The 17685-nt window shown below is 71.2% G+C and carries 19 protein-coding genes; 10 read left to right on the top strand and 9 right to left on the bottom strand.

Annotation, left to right across the window (positions count from 1 at the left end):
- The first annotated feature begins 420 nt into the window (after nt 1-420).
- On the top strand, nt 421-1302 hold the full coding sequence (locus AB0C96_RS11130; protein WP_362915985.1) for a hypothetical protein: 882 nt from the start codon (nt 421-423) through the stop codon (nt 1300-1302).
- A gap of 130 nt (nt 1303-1432) precedes the next feature.
- On the opposite strand, the gene AB0C96_RS11135 is transcribed toward AB0C96_RS11130, so the two are convergent.
- The 5 genes from AB0C96_RS11135 to AB0C96_RS11155 all read right to left on the bottom strand — a co-directional run bounded on the left by AB0C96_RS11135 (nt 1433) and on the right by AB0C96_RS11155 (nt 5359).
- A complete protein-coding gene (locus AB0C96_RS11135) occupies nt 1433-1996 on the bottom strand; it encodes a Clp protease N-terminal domain-containing protein (protein ID WP_362915986.1) in 564 nt (187 codons plus the stop codon).
- 3 nt (nt 1997-1999) lie between these two features.
- Nucleotides 2000-2209 (bottom strand): helix-turn-helix domain-containing protein, encoded by a 210-nt coding sequence (locus AB0C96_RS11140; RefSeq protein ID WP_362915987.1) that lies wholly within the window; start codon nt 2207-2209, stop codon nt 2000-2002.
- 54 nt (nt 2210-2263) lie between these two features.
- On the bottom strand, nt 2264-2854 hold the full coding sequence (locus tag AB0C96_RS11145; protein ID WP_362915988.1) for a HutD family protein: 591 nt from the start codon (nt 2852-2854) through the stop codon (nt 2264-2266).
- Between the two features lie 150 nt (nt 2855-3004).
- The gene (locus tag AB0C96_RS11150) at nt 3005-3967 is read right to left on the bottom strand and encodes a zinc-binding dehydrogenase (RefSeq protein ID WP_362915989.1); all 963 of its coding nucleotides are present in this window, start codon (nt 3965-3967) and stop codon (nt 3005-3007) included.
- Nucleotides 3968-4129: 162 nt separating this feature from the next.
- Nucleotides 4130-5359, bottom strand: coding sequence for an NADP-dependent malic enzyme (locus tag AB0C96_RS11155; protein WP_362915990.1), 1230 nt, complete (start codon nt 5357-5359; stop codon nt 4130-4132).
- Between the two features lie 530 nt (nt 5360-5889).
- On the opposite strand from AB0C96_RS11155, the gene AB0C96_RS11160 reads away from it, so the two are divergent.
- The 3 genes from AB0C96_RS11160 (at nt 5890) to AB0C96_RS11170 (ending at nt 8670) form a co-directional block, all read left to right on the top strand.
- Complete coding sequence (locus AB0C96_RS11160; RefSeq protein WP_362915992.1) at nt 5890-6864, top strand: ABC transporter substrate-binding protein; 975 nt, start codon at nt 5890-5892, stop codon at nt 6862-6864.
- A gap of 61 nt (nt 6865-6925) precedes the next feature.
- A complete protein-coding gene (locus AB0C96_RS11165; protein ID WP_362915994.1) occupies nt 6926-7870 on the top strand; it encodes an amino acid ABC transporter permease in 945 nt (314 codons plus the stop codon).
- A 47-nt stretch (nt 7871-7917) separates the two neighbouring features.
- A complete protein-coding gene (locus AB0C96_RS11170) occupies nt 7918-8670 on the top strand; it encodes an amino acid ABC transporter ATP-binding protein (protein WP_362916181.1) in 753 nt (250 codons plus the stop codon).
- Between the two features lie 79 nt (nt 8671-8749).
- On the opposite strand, the gene AB0C96_RS11175 is transcribed toward AB0C96_RS11170, so the two are convergent.
- Complete coding sequence (locus tag AB0C96_RS11175; RefSeq protein ID WP_362915996.1) at nt 8750-9511, bottom strand: class I SAM-dependent methyltransferase; 762 nt, start codon at nt 9509-9511, stop codon at nt 8750-8752.
- Nucleotides 9512-9605: 94 nt separating this feature from the next.
- Between AB0C96_RS11175 and AB0C96_RS11180 the strand changes: the two genes are divergently transcribed.
- Nucleotides 9606-10235, top strand: a complete 630-nt coding sequence (locus tag AB0C96_RS11180; RefSeq protein WP_362915998.1) for a CGNR zinc finger domain-containing protein — start codon at nt 9606-9608, stop codon at nt 10233-10235.
- On the opposite strand, the gene sodX is transcribed toward AB0C96_RS11180, so the two are convergent.
- Nucleotides 10139-10609 (bottom strand): nickel-type superoxide dismutase maturation protease, encoded by a 471-nt coding sequence (gene sodX / locus AB0C96_RS11185; protein ID WP_362916183.1) that lies wholly within the window; start codon nt 10607-10609, stop codon nt 10139-10141. The genes AB0C96_RS11180 and sodX overlap by 97 nt on opposite strands.
- Before the next feature lie 168 nt (nt 10610-10777).
- Here sodX and sodN point away from each other — a divergent pair, with 168 nt between their 5' ends.
- Together sodN and AB0C96_RS11195 are read left to right on the top strand one after the other, a co-directional pair.
- On the top strand, nt 10778-11173 hold the full coding sequence (gene sodN, locus AB0C96_RS11190; protein WP_030085982.1) for a superoxide dismutase, Ni: 396 nt from the start codon (nt 10778-10780) through the stop codon (nt 11171-11173).
- A 247-nt stretch (nt 11174-11420) separates the two neighbouring features.
- Entirely contained in the window at nt 11421-12257 is an 837-nt protein-coding gene (locus AB0C96_RS11195) for an RNA methyltransferase (protein WP_362916000.1), read from the top strand.
- Nucleotides 12258-12387: 130 nt separating this feature from the next.
- Here the strand turns inward: AB0C96_RS11195 and AB0C96_RS11200 are convergent, their stop codons facing one another.
- Nucleotides 12388-13182 (bottom strand): phytanoyl-CoA dioxygenase family protein, encoded by a 795-nt coding sequence (locus AB0C96_RS11200; protein WP_362916002.1) that lies wholly within the window; start codon nt 13180-13182, stop codon nt 12388-12390.
- Here AB0C96_RS11200 and AB0C96_RS11205 point away from each other — a divergent pair.
- On the top strand, nt 13181-13309 hold the full coding sequence (locus AB0C96_RS11205) for a hypothetical protein (RefSeq protein WP_362916004.1): 129 nt from the start codon (nt 13181-13183) through the stop codon (nt 13307-13309). The two genes, AB0C96_RS11200 and AB0C96_RS11205, sit on opposite strands and share 2 nt — an antisense overlap.
- Before the next feature lie 410 nt (nt 13310-13719).
- Entirely contained in the window at nt 13720-15729 is a 2010-nt protein-coding gene (locus tag AB0C96_RS11210) for a bifunctional terpene synthase/polyprenyl synthetase family protein (RefSeq protein WP_362916006.1), read from the top strand.
- Here AB0C96_RS11210 and AB0C96_RS11215 read toward each other — a convergent pair.
- A complete protein-coding gene (locus tag AB0C96_RS11215; RefSeq protein ID WP_362916008.1) occupies nt 15668-16957 on the bottom strand; it encodes a cation:proton antiporter in 1290 nt (429 codons plus the stop codon). The two genes, AB0C96_RS11210 and AB0C96_RS11215, sit on opposite strands and share 62 nt — an antisense overlap.
- A gap of 346 nt (nt 16958-17303) precedes the next feature.
- On the opposite strand from AB0C96_RS11215, the gene AB0C96_RS11220 reads away from it, so the two are divergent.
- Nucleotides 17304-17672, top strand: a complete 369-nt coding sequence (locus AB0C96_RS11220; protein WP_362916010.1) for a YciI family protein — start codon at nt 17304-17306, stop codon at nt 17670-17672.
- The last annotated feature ends 13 nt before the right edge of the window (nt 17673-17685 follow it).

Genomic DNA, 17685 nt, shown 5'->3' on the forward strand with positions numbered 1-17685 from the left:
TCGGGTCGCTGCCGCTCGACCGAATATCCGCGCCCGAACCGACCGCTCGCCCCCAGGTCACCCGGTCACCCACCAGGTCGCCCCGGGCCCTCGCCCCCGCGGCCGCCCTCGCGTCCCCTACCCATGCGCTTCCACCCCGCCCGGCCACCCGGCTTCCACCGCGCTCCCACCCCGCACGGCCACCCCCGCCCACCTCAACCCGCTCCCCACTACGCAGAGTTGCCTTCACCGGGCTGGATTCACGCGGCGTAATCAGGGAAGGCACTATTTCGCACGGCTTTTCGTCGGCACCGGGTAGCAGCGGAGCCAGCCGTCCGACGCCGCGAACCGGGCCCCGTGCTCCGGACCACGGCCCGACTCCCCTTTCCCGCCCCTCCGTTCCCTGTCTGCGCACGCTCGTGAAGGCCATGAGGTGAAGCGATGTCGGAATACCCTTCGGTCGCCCGCCGGATGTGGCACCTGCTTGAGCCACTGCACGCCACGCTGTACTTCGCCCCCGAGGCCCGTCAGGTCGCCGCCGACCTCGGTTACGACGTCGCCTCCCGCTGGCCCAGCTACTTCGCCTGGAGGACGGCGCCGCTGGGCGCCGCCGGGCCGGAGTTGGTCGCCGCGACGTACTACTCCTTCAGCCCGCGGCTGATCTCCCGATACGTGCCGCAGATCTGGACCGTCGCCGAGCCGGCCAAGGTGCTGGACGCACGGCTGTTGGCCATGGACCGCGCGCTGACCTCCGTCATCGGAGGCCGACTGGACTCCGCGCAGCTCGCCGAGTCGGCCCGGCTGGCCCGTCAGGCGGCCGAGAACGCCGGCCCGGCCGCCCGGCCACTGGCCGCCGCCAACCGCGATCTGCCCTGGCCGGACGCGCCCCATCTGGTGCTCTGGCAGGCCGCGACGGTGTTGCGCGAACACCGCGGCGACGGGCATCTGGCGGCGCTGCTGACCTGGGGGCTCGATCCGTGCGAGGCACTGGTGTCGTTCGCCGCGGTCGGCGCCGCGCCGGTCGCGGACTTCGCGGGGCGCGGCTGGAGCGCGCAGGAGTGGAGCGAGGCCCGGCGCCGCCTCGCCGCCCGCGGCTGGATCGCCCCGGACGGCAGCGCGACCGAGCGCGCCCACACGGAGCGCGCGGCGATCGAGCGGATGACGGACCGGCTGGCCGCCGGCCCCTGGCGGGCGCTGGGCCACTCCCGCGCCGAACGCCTCGCCCAGCTGCTCACACCCCTGCTCGGCGCGGTCTTCGACGCCGGCTACCTGCCGCGCCGCAGCACCCTGGGCATCGGCACGGTCAAGGTCGGATACCTGTAGGCCCGGGCCGCAGGGGCCCGGGCCTAGGCCTGGGCCTGAATCCGGGCCGGAGCCCGGGCCTGATTCCGGGCCTGGGCCTGAGCCTGCATCCGGGCCTGAATCCGGGCATGCACCCGGAGCCCGCCGCCCCTCAACTCGCCTTCCTGGCCGGCCCCTCGCCCACCGCCCGCAGCACCTCGGCGTAGCTCGCCCCGTGGTCGGCGAGCACCGCCGCGGCCGGTCCCGGCCCGGTGGTCAGGGCCAACAGCAGATGCTCGTCGCCGAGCCGCCGTTCGCCGCGGCCGACCGCGATCCGCAGGGCGCGCTCCAGCACCGACCTCGCCTCCGCGGTGAAGGGCCGGCGCACCCGCTTGCGCGGTCCGGCCGCCCCGTCGGCGGCCAGTGCGCCCACGCCGTGCGCATGCTCGACCCGTGCCACGATCGCGTCGACGTCGATCCCGAGCCCGGCCAACGCCTCCGCATCGGCCGTGGAGATCCCCCCGCGCCGGCGCACCGTCGCGAGGGCCTCGACCACCGATTCCCGTCGCCGGTGGACGCCGAGCGTGCCGAGTGCCGCCGCGGCCGGCGAGTCCGTACGGTCCAGCAGGGCGAGGAGCAGCTCCGGTTCGCCGACCGTGCCGCCGCCGGTCCGTCCGGCGTGCTCGACCGCAGCGCGCACCACCTCACGCGCATCCTTCGTGAATTTCTCGAACATCGGTCAGCCCCTCCCGTGCTTCTTGTGCACCGCCTGTCTGCTGACCCCCAGCTCCGCCGCGATCTCCTGCCACGACCAGCCCTTCGCCCGGGCGCTGCGCACCTGGACGGCTTCGAGCTGCTCCAACAACCGCCGGAGTGCGGCCACGGCGCGCAGCCCGATCCTGGGGTCCCGATCACCCGCCCGCTCGGCGAGGTCCGTTGCCTCGGTCATGGTGTCAATGTACGTTGACGCGTCACGCTCGTCAACCTTCGTTGACAGCTCGCCCTACGGCCGACCGATCAGCTCGATCACCGCCGCGACGCCGTCCACCCGCAGCTCGACCGGCCCCGGGTCGGCACCCCCGCCGGTCAGCAGCGCCGCGTCGAACCGCGCCAGCCGCGGACCGGACGTCCCCAGCCGGACCTCCCCGGCCACCGCGACCACGAGGACGTCCCGCCCGGGGCCCGGCGCCACCGCCCGGCTCCCCCGCACCATCTCCACGGTCGCCGCCGCCCGCCCCTCCCGGACCATCACGTTGAGGTTGACGACCGGCCCGGCCAGGAGGCGACTGGCGGTGGCGGCGGCACCGGAGAAGGAGAACGGGCGGTGGCGGCCCGGGAGGAGGTGGGGGGTGCCGTCCACCGTGAGCTCCAGACCGTCGCCGTCGACGACGGTGAGGATCCGGCGGACTCCGGAGAGCGGGGAGTACGGGCCGTCCCGGGTGACATCGGCCAGGCTGACGCGCCAGACGAAGGCGTCCCAGCCGGCGCCCGGCGGGTGGACGGCGACCTCACGGGTCACCCCGCCGCCATTGCTCCACGGCACGGCGGGCCGCCCCTCCGCCGGAAGGATCCGCACGTCCTCGACTCGCCCCACAACAGCTCCCTACCGCAAGAGACATGACGAGGCGTCAGCCCACCGCTCCGCGGGGCGCCGACCCGGAAAACCGTCCGCCCCGGGCGCACGGCCACCGACACCCTCGGCCGTCACGCCGTCACGCCGTCACGCCGTCACGCCGTCACGCCGTCACGCCGTCAGCACGATCTTCCCGAACAGGTCGCCCTCGGCCATCTTCGCGAAGCCCTCGCGCGCCCGGTCCAGCGGCAGCGTCGAGTCGATGACCGGGCGGATGCCCTTGGCGGCGCAGAAGCTGAGCAGTCCGGACAGCTCCTCCTTGCTGCCCATCGTCGAGCCGACGATCTTCAGCTCCAGGAAGAAGATCCGGTTGAGCTCCCCGTTCGGCGGGGTGAAGCCACTGGTGGCACCCGAAATCACCAGCGTGCCACCGGGCTTGAGGGACTTGACGGAGTGCGACCAGGTGGCGGCGCCGACGGTCTCGATCACCGCGTCCACACGCTGCGGCAGCCGCTCCCCGCTGGCGAACACCGCCTCCGCACCGAGCTCCAGGGCGCGCTTGCGCTTGGCCTCGTCCCGGCTGGTGGCGAAGACCCGCAGGCCCGCGGCGGCGCCGAGGACGATGGCGGCGGTCGCCACACCACCGCCCGCACCCTGGACCAGCACGCTGTCCCCGGGCCGCACACCGCCGTTGGTGAACAGCATGCGGTACGCGGTCAGCCAGGCGGTCGGCAGGCAGGCGGCCTCCGCGAAGGACAGCTCCTTCGGCTTGGGCAGGACGTTCCAGGTGGGGACGGTGACCTGCTCGGCGAAGGTCCCCTGGTAGCGCTCGGTGAGGATGGAGGGCTTCTCCTTGGGGCCGACCCCGTGACCGGTCTGGCCGATGACGGAGTGCAGGACGACCTCGTTGCCGTCCGCGTCGATACCGGCGGCGTCACAGCCGAGGATCATCGGCAGCGACTCCTCGGTGATCCCGACCCCGCGCAGCGTCCACAGGTCGTGGTGGTTGAGGGAAGCGGCCTTCACGTTGACGGTCGTCCAGCCGGGGCGTGCCTCGGGGGCGGGGCGCTCCCCCAATTCCAGGCCGTTCAGCGGCTGGTCACGGTCGATGCGGGCGGCATAGGCAGCAAACATGATCCCAACGTAGGCCGCGGTCGGGCGCTGCGGTACCGCGCAGGGGTGTGACACGCACCGCGCCGCGCCGGCCGGGCACCCCGCCCCTGCACGCAAGGGGCCGGGCGCGCACCCGTGTGGGGTGCGGGCCCGGCCCGTCGCAGGTACGGCACGCTCCGGCGGTCAGCGGCGCGCCACGCCCTCGGCGCGGGCGGCGGCCGCGACGGCGGCGGTGACGGCGGGGGCGACCCGCTCGTCGAACGGCGAGGGGATCACCCGGTCGGCGCTGAGCTCGTCGGCGACGACGGCGGCGAGCGCCTCGGCGGCGGCGAGCTTCATGCCCTCGGTGATCCGCGCGGCCCGGACCTGCATGGCACCGGCGAAGATGCCGGGGAAGGCCAGCACGTTGTTGATCTGGTTCGGGAAGTCGCTGCGCCCGGTGGCGACCACGGCCGCGTACTTGTGCGCGACGTCGGGGTGGATCTCCGGGGTGGGGTTGGCCATCGCGAAGATCAGCGAGTTCTTCGCCATCTTCGCCACCGCCGCCTCGGGCACCGTGCCGCCGGAGACCCCGATGAAGACGTCGGCGCCGTCCAGCGCCTGCTCCAGCGAGCCGGTCAGCTGGGCCTTGTTGGTGAAGCCGGCCACCTCGCGCTTGACGTCGGTGAGGTCGTCGCGGTCGGCGGAGACGATGCCCTTGCGGTCACAGACCGCGACGTCCCCGATGCCCGCCTCGATGAGGATCTTGGCGATGGCGACACCGGCCGCGCCGGCCCCCGAGATGACCGCCCGGAGCTGGCCGAGCGTCCGGTCGGTCAGCTTGGCGGCGTTGCGCAGTGCGGCCAGCGTGACGACCGCGGTGCCGTGCTGGTCGTCGTGGAAGACCGGGATGTCCAGCGCCTCCTGGAGGCGGCGCTCGATCTCGAAGCACCGGGGCGCCGAGATGTCCTCCAGGTTGACGCCGCCGAAGGACGGGGCGAGCCGGACGACGGTCTCCACGATCTCGTCGGTGTCGGTGGTGGCGAGCGCGATCGGCACCGCGTCCACCCCACCGAACTGCTTGAACAGGATGGCCTTGCCCTCCATCACGGGGAGGGAGGCCTCCGGGCCGATGTCACCCAGGCCGAGCACCGCGGTGCCGTCCGTGACCACGGCGACGACCTGGGACTTCCAGGTGTAGTCGTGGACCAGCTCGGGCTGCTCGGCGATGGCGCTGCACACCTTGGCGACGCCCGGTGTGTACGCGAGGGACAGGTCGTCCTTGTCGCGGACCGGCACGGTGGCCTGGATGGCCATCTTGCCGCCGCGATGCAGCGCGAAGGCCGGATCGAAGGTGCCGTCGGGCGCCGTGCCCGCGCCTTCGTCCGCGCCCGTATTGCCGTCGCTGCGAGGATTGACGATCTCCGCTGCCACTTGTCTTACCCCTTTTTTCGTAAATCTTCTGAGGGTGGCCACTCCCTGGTTGAGGAGTGGGCGGGCACCGCGTCCGCGCCCTGACCGGCGGATGGCCGCCGCACAGGGGGAGGTGCGAACGCCGGGCGCGCCGCACACGCGCCCTGAGCCCCGGATGAGGGGTGTAACGAACCTTTCTACCGGACGGGCGCGGGCCCCGACGAGTCAGATTCATTACCCTCGGGTTCAAGGATCCGACAATAACCGTGGAATACGCGAAAACCTCAGAAGATCCAACTCTCGTAGCGTCCGGATTCCGAGACGGCCGGAGTGCACCGGGCATTCCCCCCGCCCGCACGGCGACGCCGCTTCCCTTGTGCCGCAAGGCCACCACCTCGGCCGACCCGTCCGTTATCCGATTTTGACCTGAACGACAGTCCGAATACCGGAGTCCGGATGGCAGGATTCCGTCACCAACCAGGTCGCGACGCCCGAAGGTGCGTGCCCCGGCCCTTTGGCACGTCGGCTTCTCCACCCGCAGGAGGCTCAGCATGACCGCAAGCACCACCCGTCGCCCGGTCACCGGCACGTCGCGCAAAGCCGTGGCCGCCGCGGCCGCGGTCGTCGCCTCGCTGATGCTGCTCAGCGCCTGCGGCGACCAGACGGACGCGGCCATTGCCAGACGTGAGGCACTGAAGAACCGGAACGTCAACGCCCCGCTGTTCAAGAAGCTGCCCAAGACCGTCCAGGAGAAGGGCCTGCTCCAGGTCGGCTCGGACATCACCTACAAGCCGGTGGAGTTCCGCTCCAACGGGGCGGTCGAGGGCATCGACCCGGACCTCGCGGCGGCGATGAGCAAGGCGCTCGGCATCAAGCTGAACTTCAACAACGCCACCTTCGACACCCTCATGGGCGGCCTGAAGTCCAAGCGCTACGACATAGCCATGTCGGCGATGACCGACACCAAGGAGCGCCAGGAGGGCGTCGACAGCAACACCGGCAAGAAGATCGGCCAGGGCGTCGACTTCATCGACTACCTCAACGTCGGCGTCTCGCTCTACACCCAGAAGGGCGACACCAAGGGCATCGACGGCTGGGAGACGCTGTGCGGCAAGAAGATCGCGGTACAGCGCGGCACCGTCTCGCACGACCTGGCCAAGGACAAGTCGAAGGCCTGTGAGAAGAACGGCGAGCAGCCCTTCTCCATCGAGGCGTACGACAACGACTCCGAGGCCCAGACCCGGCTGCGTACCGGCGGCGTGGACGCCGTCTCCAGCGACTACCCGGTCGCGGCGTACGCGGTGAAGGTCTCCGGCCACGGCAAGGACTTCCAGATGGTCGGCGGCGCACCGCTCAAGGCGGCCCCGTACGGCATCGCGGTCCCCAAGGGCCAGGAGCAGCTGCGTGACGCGCTGAAGGCAGCCGTGGAATACGTGATCAAGAACGGCTCGTACGCCAAGGTCCTGGACAAGTGGGACGTCAAGGACGCGGCGGTCAAGGAAGTGAAGCTCAACGGCGGCACCTGAGCCGCCGGCAGCCGTCCCGTCCCCTCTGGCCACCCCCGCCGAATGCTGAAAGGCAACATCCGTGTCAGTTGACGTCGACAAGTCGGCCCAGCCGCCGGCGGACGCTCCGCCGCCCCAGCCCGAGTCCATCAAAGCCATCCCGGTCCGCCACTACGGGCGCTGGGTCGCGGCGATCGTCGTCATCGGGCTGATCGCCCTGCTCGGCAGGGCCTTCGCCTCCGGCAACGTCAACTGGGGCGCCATCCCCCAGTACATGTTCAACGCGGACATCCTCAAGGGCCTGCGCAACACCCTGCTGATCACCGTGCTGTCGATGGTCATCGGCATCGTCCTCGGCGTGATCCTGGCCGTGATGCGCCAGTCCAAGAACCCGGTGACCTCGACCGTGGCGTGGTTCTACGTCTGGTTCTTCCGCGGTACGCCGGTCTACGTCCAGCTGTTCCTGTGGTTCAACCTGGGCCTGGTCTTCCAGTACATCGACATCATGCCGATCTACAAGGACGAGTGGTCGGACTTCATGACCCCGTTCCTGTGTGCGCTGCTGGGCCTCGGCCTGAACGAGGCCGCGTACATGGCGGAGATCTGCCGGGCCGGTCTGAACGCCGTCGACGAGGGGCAGACCGAGGCGGCGCACGCGCTGGGCATGAGCCACGGCAAGACGCTGCGCCGGATCATCGTGCCGCAGGCGATGCGGGTCATCGTGCCGCCGACCGGCAACGAGGTCATCAACATGCTGAAGACCTCGTCGCTGGTGATCGCCGTCCAGTACTACGACCTGCTACAGGCCGCCCAGAACGTCGGCCGGGACTCCGGTGTGGTGGTCGAGATGCTGATCCTCGCCGCCACCTGGTACCTGATCGCCACTACGGTGCTCAGCATCGGGCAGTACTACCTTGAGCGCTACTACGCCCGCGGCTCCAGCCGCCAGCTCCCGCCCACTCCGCTCCAGCGCGTCAAGGCGCGGCTGGCCGGCGGCTCCAACCGCTCCGCCGGAGGTGTCGGATGACCAGCAAGACCACCAAGACCACCGCCCCGGGCACCAGCGGCGGCCCCATGGTCCTGGCCGAGGGCGTCCACAAGTCCTACGGCGCGGCCCACATCCTCAAGGGCATCGACCTGGAGGTCGCGCCCCGCGAGGTCTTCTGCCTGATCGGTCCGTCCGGCTCCGGCAAGTCGACGTTCCTGCGCTGCATCAACCACCTGGAGAAGGTCAACGCCGGCCGGCTGTCGGTCGACGGCGAACTGGTCGGCTACCGCGAGCACAAGGGCAAGCTCTACGAGCTGCGCGACAAGGAGGTCGCCGCCCGCCGCCGGGACATCGGCATGGTCTTCCAGCGCTTCAACCTCTTCCCGCACATGACCGCGATCGAGAACGTCATGGAGGCTCCGGTCCAGGTCAAGGGCGAGTCCAAGGCCTCCGCCCGCGAGCGCGCGGCCAAGCTGCTGGACCGCGTCGGCCTCGCCGACAAGGCCGGGAACTACCCCTCCCAGCTCTCCGGCGGCCAGCAGCAGCGGGTCGCCATCGCCCGTGCGCTGGCGATGGAGCCCAAGTTGATGCTCTTCGACGAGCCGACCTCGGCGCTCGACCCGGAGCTGGTGGGTGACGTCCTGGACGTCATGAAGGACCTGGCCGCGGACGGGATGACGATGGTCGTGGTGACCCATGAGATGGGCTTCGCCCGCGAGGTCGGCGACTCGCTGGTCTTCATGGACAACGGGGTGGTCGTCGAGTCCGGCCACCCGCGCGAGGTGCTCGGCAATCCGCAGCACGAGCGCACCAAGTCGTTCCTGTCGAAGGTGCTGTAGGACGCACCGGCGCTGCCGACGCGTCATGGCGGACGGGGCCCGCTCCCTCGGGAGCGGGCCCCGTCCGCGTGTGCGAGCCCTACCGCAGGGCCATCACCAGCGCGTCGGTCGGCGACGCCCAGACCGTGCGGGCCTCCGCGAAGCCCGCGTCGCGCAGCACCTGGGTGTGCCAGGCGGCCGTGGGCGTGTCCCCGTCGGCGTGTTCGCCGTAGATCTCGAAGCGCTCCGCGGTCGCGGCGGCCAGCCGCGGGTCGGCCGCGGCCTGCTGCCACCACTCGGCCCAGTCGACCGCACCGGCCGCCTTCGCCGCGTCCATCCGCGCGTGACGGAAGGCCCGCTCGGCGGCGTTGATCCGCGGGGTGGAGGCGTCCGGCATGTGGTCGGCGTTCAGGAACACCCCGCCGTCCCGCACCAGCTCACCGAGCTGCCCGTACAGCGCGCGCAGATCCTCGGTGTGCAGCCAGTGCAGCGCGGTGGCGGTGAGCACCGCGTCGTAGGAGTCGTACGGCAGCTTCGCCGTCCAGTGCGGGTCCTTCAGATCGGCCCGGACCAGGCGGATCCTGGGCTCGTCGGCGAAGTGCCCTTCCGCGATGGCCAGCAGCGCGGGATCCAGATCGACGCCCACGGTCTCCGCCTTCGGCAGCCGCTTGAGCAGCCGGTCGGAGATACTGCCCGTACCGCACGCCAGATCCAGTACCCGAGGGGCGGGGCCCACCAGTGCCTCGACCATGTCGAGCATCACCCGGAACCGCTCCTCGCGATCGGGGAGGTACCACTCCTGCTGACGGTCCCAACTGTTCTGCCACGCCTGCCAATCGGCGCCGACGACGGTATCGGTCATCGCTTCCCCTCCAGGCCGTAATACCCTCGTAGTGGAAAGACCCATTACTACGAGCATGCACCCGCACCCTAGCCCCCGCCCGTAAGGACTACAAGTGGAACTGGCCTATTACTCGGACTTTGCCGTACGACTGGTCAACACCGAGCAGCCCGAGCGCGGCGACGACAGCCTCACCTCGGTCGAGGCCGTGCGGGAGCTCTTCGGCCCCGCCCAGCAGGCCGCCCGGCGGGCGACCGAGAGCGATGTGACCCGCCTGCGCGCGGTCCGCTCCCGTCTGCGCGCGGTCTTCGAGGCGGCCGACGCCGGTGACGAGGTCCTGGCCGTGGACCTGCTGAACGCCCTGATGATGGAGTTCCCGGTCAGCCCGCAGATCTCCGGCCACGAGTTCCGGGACGAGGACGGCCGCCCCGACTGGCACATGCACATCGCCGACCACGCCGCCAACGCCACGGCCGGCTTCACCGCGACCGCCTGCATGGGCCTGGCCTTCCAGCTCACCGAACTGGGCGTGGACCGTCTGGGCGTCTGCGAGGCGTCCCCCTGCCGCAACGTCTACCTGGACACCTCGACCAACCGCTCGCGGCGCTACTGCTCGGACCGCTGCGCCACCCGCGCCAACGTCGCCGCCTACCGTGCCCGCAAACGCCTGGAGAGCGAGCGCTCGGCCCTTACCGGGCGGACCGCCGACGCCGCCCAGGAGAGCACCCCGGCGACCGACCGCTGAGTCCCCCGGGGCGGCCGGAGCCGCACCCAGGCGCGGGCGATGACCAGCTCGTCCGGAACCACCCCGAATTCCCGGCTGTCGTTCTCGACGAACGGATTGTCCCCTTGGACCCACCAGCCGCCGTCGTGCCGCCGCACCGCCCGCTTGACGATCAGCAGGTCCTGGCGGAACGGGTGCCGCAGCACCACCACGTCACCGGGTCGCACCACCGCCCCGTACTGCACCACGAGCTGGTCGCCGGGCCGGAGCGTCGGCACCATGGACGGGTTGTAGACCTCGGCCAGCCCGAACGCACGCAGCAGACCGGCCCGCTCGCGCCCCGGTTCCGCGCCCTCACCCTGCTCCGGCCCGCGCTCGTGCACCCGCTCCGGCATCCCGTACCTCCCGGTCCTGCCCCGGTCAGACCCGCTCACCGGTCCATCCTCCATCAGTCCCAGCCTGACACTGGACTTTTGCCCTAAGACCCCCGGGCCGCCCGAGAAAAGCCTTCCCGCACCGAGTAATCTCGCACCTGAGAAGACGATCACGAGGAAGGACTGAACATGCTTTCCCGCCTGTTCGCCCCCAAGGTCAAGGTCAGCGCGCACTGCGACCTGCCCTGCGGCGTCTACGACCCGGCCCAGGCCCGCATCGAGGCCGAGTCGGTCAAGGCCGTCCAGGAGAAGTACCAGGCAAACGAGGACGCGGACTTCCGCACCCGCGCCGTCCTGATCAAGGAGCAGCGCGCCGAGCTGGCCAAGCACCACGTCTCGGTGCTGTGGAGCGACTACTTCAAGCCCCCGCACTTCGAGAAGTACCCGGAGCTGCACCAGCTGGTCAACGACACCCTCAAGGCGCTCAGCGCCGCCAAGGGTTCGAACGACCCGGCGACCGGCCAGAAGGCACTGGACTACATCGCCCAGATCGACAAGATCTTCTGGGAGACCAAGAAGGCCTGATCTTTGGCCAGGCCCTCTGACCTGCGATTTCACGGGTCATATCGGCTACCTGTCCGCACCCGGTCCGCAAGCCGCCGAGCACGGCGTCCATGACGGAGCGGGTGCGGTCTTCTTTGCCCGGCCGCAGGTGGGCGCGATCGCCGTACCGACCGCCCGTCTGATGCCCACCGCCATGTCGGGCGCCTTCGTGGAACCTCTTAGGCTGGCCTCTCCCGCATCGTCAATACCGGCTTGCCTTGGAGAACACTTGCCGCCGCTCCAGCGAATCACCTCACGCAACGCCCGCTTTCAGCAGTGGGAGTCGCTGCTGACCAACCGGAACAAGCGAACGCGAGCTCGCGAGTTCCTGGTGCAGGGTGTTCGTCCAATCTCGATGGCGGTCCGGTACGGCTGGCCCGTCAAGGCGCTGATTTACGACGGCAGGCGCACGTTGTCGCAGTGGGCGGAGGACCTGCTGCGGTCCGTCGACGCCGAGCGGTTCGCCATGGCGCCGGACATGCTGGCGGACCTCGGGGAGAAGGGCGAGAGCGCGCCCGAGCTCGTCGCCGTCATCGAGATGCCGGCCGACGACCTCGACCGGTTGAACACCGGCGACGACTTCCTGGGCGTCCTGTTCGACCGGCCGACCAGCCCCGGGAACATCGGCAGCATCATCCGGTCCGCGGACGCCTTCGGGGCGCACGGGCTCATCGTGTCGGGACACGCCGCCGACGTGTACGACCCCAAATCCGTGCGGGCGAGCACGGGTTCCCTGTTCGCCGTACCGGCCATACGCGTTCCCTCGCCCGGTGAGGTGATGGCCTGGATCGACGCGCAGCGGGCCATGGGGCAGTCGATCGTCCTGGTCGGCACCGACGAGAAGGGGGACTGCGACGTCTTCGACTTCGACTTCACCCAGCCGGTGCTGCTGCTGATCGGCAACGAGACGTCCGGGCTGAGCAGCACCTGGCGGGACCTGTGTGACCACACGGTCAGCATTCCGATGACCGGCTCGGCGAGTTCGCTGAACGCCGCGAACGCCGCGACCGCCGTGCTCTACGAGGCTTCCCGGCAGCGGATCGCCGCGAGGAAGCGTTCGGCCTGACGGCTGTTACGCCAGCACCCGGGGCGTGCGCCGGACCGAACCGGACCCGGAGAAGTCGGGTCCGCCCACCCTCCTCGCTCCGGCCGGTTCACGTCCGGTCGCCGGCGCCAACGCCCTTACGCCGATGCCCTCAGTCGGCCCCGCCCAGGCCGCGCCGCACCGCGCGCTCAAGCGGCGAGTAGGCGCCGTCGGCGCGTTCGAGGTCGAGCGGAGCGGCCGCCATCAGCGGAGGCTGCGCCATGAACCTGGGCCGGGTGCCGTGGTTGGGCTGGGCGGCATGGATCAGGAACGGGTGGCAGAGATAGACGTCACCGGCCTGCCCGGTGGCGAGCGCCAGCGGGCGGTCCGGAGCATCGAGCCTGCCCGCCGCGTCCATGGTCGTGCAGAGTTCCATGCCGTCCATGCCGCGCTCACCCGCCGGGGCGAGGAAGGTCGGCACGTCCAGGTGCGAACCGACCTTGATGCGGGTCGGCCCGTGGTCGGCGTCGACGTCGGAGAACAGGAAGAGCATCAGCAGCGCCCGTTCGCGGGAGCGGAGGTTGAGCCAGTAGCCGCTCTCGCCCGCGGGCGTGTAGCTGGCGTCCATGTGCCACCCGGTGTCACCCGGGTCGTCCGGGTGCGGGAACCGGATGGGGAAGGTGCCGAGCCCGCTGCGCGGCAGCCATCGCCCCGGTCCGACCAGTTGGTCGAACGCGCCGTGCAGACGCGGCGTGGTGGCGGCCCGCTGAAACGGCTCGTCCGCGTAACCCCAGAGCCTCACCACCGGCTGGGTCCAGGTGGCGGGATCGTCCGGGTCGAGACCGGTCTCGCGCCACAGGAACGCACGGCACTCGTCGGCCAACGAGCGCGGGAAGGCACCTTCAAGATGGACGAAGCCATCGGCCACAAAGCGCTCTGTCTGGGCCGATGTAAGGACATTTCGCATGAGGGAATTCTCAATCGAAGTCAGCACGCCGACAACGGGATTTCGGCACTCGAACACGCTGTTCCGGCACGCGCTGCTCAGCGAGACCGACATCAACTGGTGCCGGCCGCACGGGCAGGCACCGTAGTGAGCCGTCTGCTGAGATCACTCCGCTGCTGCGCAAGGCGCCGGACTACCTTCCCCGTGGCCTCGTGGGGGACGGGTCTCGGTCCGGGCAGGGCGCGGGACGGGGCGCGCGGGGCACTGGGAGGCATGCGGTCGGGCGGGCGGAGAGGCGAACGTACCGTCGCCCCCGCCACGCGCCGTTGTGCACGGCGGGGTGACTCTGGTGACCTGTGTGGTCACTCGCGGTTCCCCTCGTTGTCAGGAATCCGTTGCCGTGGAGACAGCGATCAGGGAGCGCGAAGTGACCGCAGTGGAACGGCCCGAGGCTCCTGCCCACTGAGCCGGCCGTTCCTCCCGTCGATGCACGAGCGCCCCCCGCCCCGCCGTTCGGACACCGCATACGCGGTGTCGTCCCGCCCGGAGGAGACAATCGTGGCACTCTACGTCCCGCACCACCGACCCCCGAGGGTCGACGCCCGCCCGCCCGCCGGGATCGGTCCTGCCGCGCCGCCGGCGGACCTCGTCCCTCCGGCACGGACCCTCCACCCTGCCGTTTCCCCCGCCGAACTCGACCTGCTGGTGGGCTGGTACACCTGGTCATGGCAGGTGTACCGGGAGGTCCGTCGGCGGATCGCGTCGGGCGTCGATTCCGTCGAGGCGGATGACCTCATACCCTGGCTGGCCACGTTCACCGCGGCCTCGGCGCACGCCTGCCTCGACCCGGCGGACCCGGGCGATCCCCTGCGTCGTGGCCTCGCCGAGCTGTGGCCGCGCACCGTCGCCTCCCGATCGACCGCCTGGGCGGACCGGTTCGCCCAGGCCCTGGCGAACCGGTACCGGGCCCTGGCCCGGCAATGCCGTGACGCCGCGCCGGGGGAGTTCCTCGACCCGATCGCGTATCTGCGGCAACAGCGCGCGGCCGGCGGCGGCGAAGTCGCCGCCCACTTGGTCGAGCACGCCCTGGGGATCGACGTCTCGACGGACCCGGCCTGCGCCGGGCAGGCCGCGTCGCTGACCGAGGCGTTCGCCGACGTGCTGGGACTGCGCCAGGCTTTGGGCCGCGGCGTCCGGCCCCCGCTCCGTCCCTCCCCCCGGCATGCCGAGCTCCTCACACGCCTGCTCGACTCCCGCCTGCGGCACTTCGCCCGTATCGCCCAGGCGCCGTCGCGCGCCCCGCACGACACCGACGGGCCGCGGCGAGGCCGTGCGGCCTGCCACCGCTACGCCGAGGGACTGCGGGTGTTTCTGGCCGCCGACGCCCGATGGCGTGGACGGCACGAACCGCCCCCGCCCGCCCCGAGCGGCCGGGGCCGGTCCGTCCGCCCCCTGGGGCCCGCGGCCTTCGGCCCGTTCACGGTGCCCGAGTTCCTCATGCCGTACCCCGAGCGGGTCAACCCCCATCTGCACGCGACGGCCGAGCACACCCGGGCATGGGCGCGCCGGATGGGACTGTTCACCGGTGGACTCGCCCCGGGAGCACCGCCGGCCTGGAGCGAGTCCCGCTACGACGCACTCGACTTCCCCCTGTTCACCGCCATGACCCACCCCCAGGCGTCGAGGGACGAACTCGACCTCATCACGGACTGGTACGTGTGGGGATTCCACTTCGACGACCTCATAGCCAAGGCCTTCAAGCACGGCCACGACCCCGACGGCGCGCACTGCTGGATAGACCGCGTCACTTCCCTGCTCGCCTCCCCGACCAGGGACTTCCGCCCCCGCAACTGTGTGGAACGAGGACTGGCGGACCTCTTCCCGCGCAGCGCCCGAGCCCTTGCCCGGCCGCTGCGCGAGGGGTTCTACCGCGCCACGCTCGACATGGTGAACAGCTGGGCGTGGGAGTTGGCGAACGCCGAACACCGACGGGTCCCCGACCCGATCGAGTACATCGAGGCCCGCCGCAGAACGGGCGGCGGGGAGTTCTTCGTCACCCTGGCCCGCTACGCCGGAGGCGACGCCGTGCCCACCGCGCTCCTGGAAACGGAGCACCTGCGGGGCATCGCCGAAGCGGTCATCGACAGCGCGCTGCTGCGCAACGACATCTTCTCGTACCACCAGGAGATCGCCTACGAAGGCGAACTCGCCAACAGCCTGGTCATCGCCCAACACACCTTCGGATACGACCTCCAGACCGCCGTCGACCACGTCGACGAACTCGTCTCACGACGACTGCGCACCTTCGCGTCCCTCACCGACCGGCTGCCCACCACCCTCGACGCCGCCGACGCCACGGACGCCACCCGTGAGGGCGTCGCCGCCTATGTCGACGCCCTCAAGGCATTCATGGCGGGCGACCTGGGGTGGTCGCTGCGCACCGCCCGCCACGCCGAGGCCGGAACCCCGGTGGCCCAGCGCACCTCACGCACCGGGCGCGCCGTGGTCAGCGACCGCCGCCGATGCGCCGACGGCGCCCGTGCAGGCCGCCGGCCGCCATCGCCCTGACGGGTAGCTCGGCCGGCTCCGGGCCGGCCGGGCCGGGCCCCGCGGCCGCCATCGCCCTGCCGTAGCGGGTCGCCAGCGGCGCGGAGGTGAGACCGTGCGCGAGGACGCTGAGCAGGACGGTGCAGCCGACCACCGGGACGACCGTCCGCGCGTCGGGGGCCTTGAGCTCCTCGACCGCCAACAGCCCGAAGACGACCGAGGCCAGTCCGCGGGGTCCGAACCAGCCCACGAACAGCACGGTACGGGCGTCCAGACCGCTCCCGACCAAGGACAGCGCCACCGGCACCATCCGGATCACCGTCAGGCTCAACACCGCATAGCCGACCGCCTGCCAGGTCGTATGGGCGAACACGTCCGGCAACAGGAGGGCGCCGAGGACCAGCCACACCAGCACCGAGAGCAGCGCCCCGGACTGCTCGACGTAGAGCAGCACCCGCGGTGGTGCGCCGTGCGCCGTCCCGAAGGCCAGCCCGGCGACGAACGCGGCGACGAAGCCGTTGCCGCCGATCGCGAGGGCGGAGACGTAGCACAGGAGCGCCAGGGCCAGTACGCCCGCGCCGGCGAAGTCCTCGGCCGCCCAGCCGCTGCGCAGGGCGGTCCGCAGCAGCCACCCGGCGGCCAGCCCGAGCGCCGTGCCGTACGCCGTACCGACCAGCAGCTCCAGCACGGCGTGCCCGGGGGCGCCCGGCGCCGCGGCGCCCTCGGTGGCGGAGACGCCGGCGAGCGCGATCACCACCAACGGCGTGACGATGCCGTCGTTGAGCCCGCTCTCCACATTGATGACCCGGCGGATCCGCGCCGGGACCTCCGGGTTGACCATCATCGTGGCGCCCAGCGCGGCGTCCGTCGGAGCGAGCGCGGCCCCGACGTACAGGGCGGACCACCAGGTCACGCCGGGGAGCAGGGCGTGCGCCAGCAGCGTGCCGAGCCCCGCGCACAGCGGTAGGCCGATGCCCAGCAGCCGTGCGCACAGGCCGAGTTCGTGCCGTAGCGCGCGGTAGGAGAGCCGTGCGGCGTCGATGAAGAGCACCAGGACCAGCGTGACCTCGGCGAGCACCTTGACGGTCTCGTGCCCCAGCGACAGGTCCAGGGCCCCGGTGCCCGCGCCGAGCAGCAGCCCCATCAGGACGAAGGCGGCCGGCGCGGTCAGTTCGAAGCGCTCCATCCGCCGCGAGCACAGGCACCACAGGAACAGCAGGAGCAGAACCAGGGAAAAGCTGCCGTCCACGGAAATTCTCCAGGCTCGCCCGCGCCGCACTCCAGCCACTCCACTCTCGGCCATGCCCCGGACGTCCGCCCGCCGCCCGAGGGCCCGGCCGGCGACTTTCACACGGCTGGTCGAAGGCCCGGGAGCCGCTCGCCGGGGCCGCTGCGGGCCCGCCGAGCTCCCCTGGATCGCGGCGGCCGAAGAAATCTCGGAAAGTTCTGCCGAGGGTGTCGATCCGGCCGGCCGTGGTTCGTCGCGTTGACGAGGGGTCGGTTTCGGGCCACCGGTCGGCGGCTGCTTCCGGTCACCGGTTCCGCCCCGCACCACTCATCCGTGGACGACCGACAGATATCCGAAGGAGACGGTCATGCGCTTCATGATGCTGATCAAGATCGACGAGAACGACATTCCGGCCGGCGGGCCCAGCCCGGAGCTGATGGCGGAGATGGGGAAGCTGATCGACGAGATGACCAAGGCGGGGGTGCTGCTGGACACCGCCGGACTCGCGCCGAGCGCCCAGGGGACCCGGCTGCACCTGTCGGGCGGCCGGATCACCGCGACGGACGGGCCGTTCACCGAGGCCAAGGAGGTCATCGGCGGATACGCCCTGATCCAGGCCGGGTCGAAGGAGGAGGCCGTCGAGTGGGCGACCCGGTTCCTGCGGGTGCACGGGGACGAGTGGACGCTGACGTCCGAGATCCGGCAGGTGGAGGAGCCGCCGGAGGGCGGTGCGTGAGGCGACCGGTACC

Source organism: Streptomyces sp. NPDC048506 (genome assembly GCF_040651315.1).
Classification (GTDB): domain Bacteria; phylum Actinomycetota; class Actinomycetes; order Streptomycetales; family Streptomycetaceae; genus Streptomyces.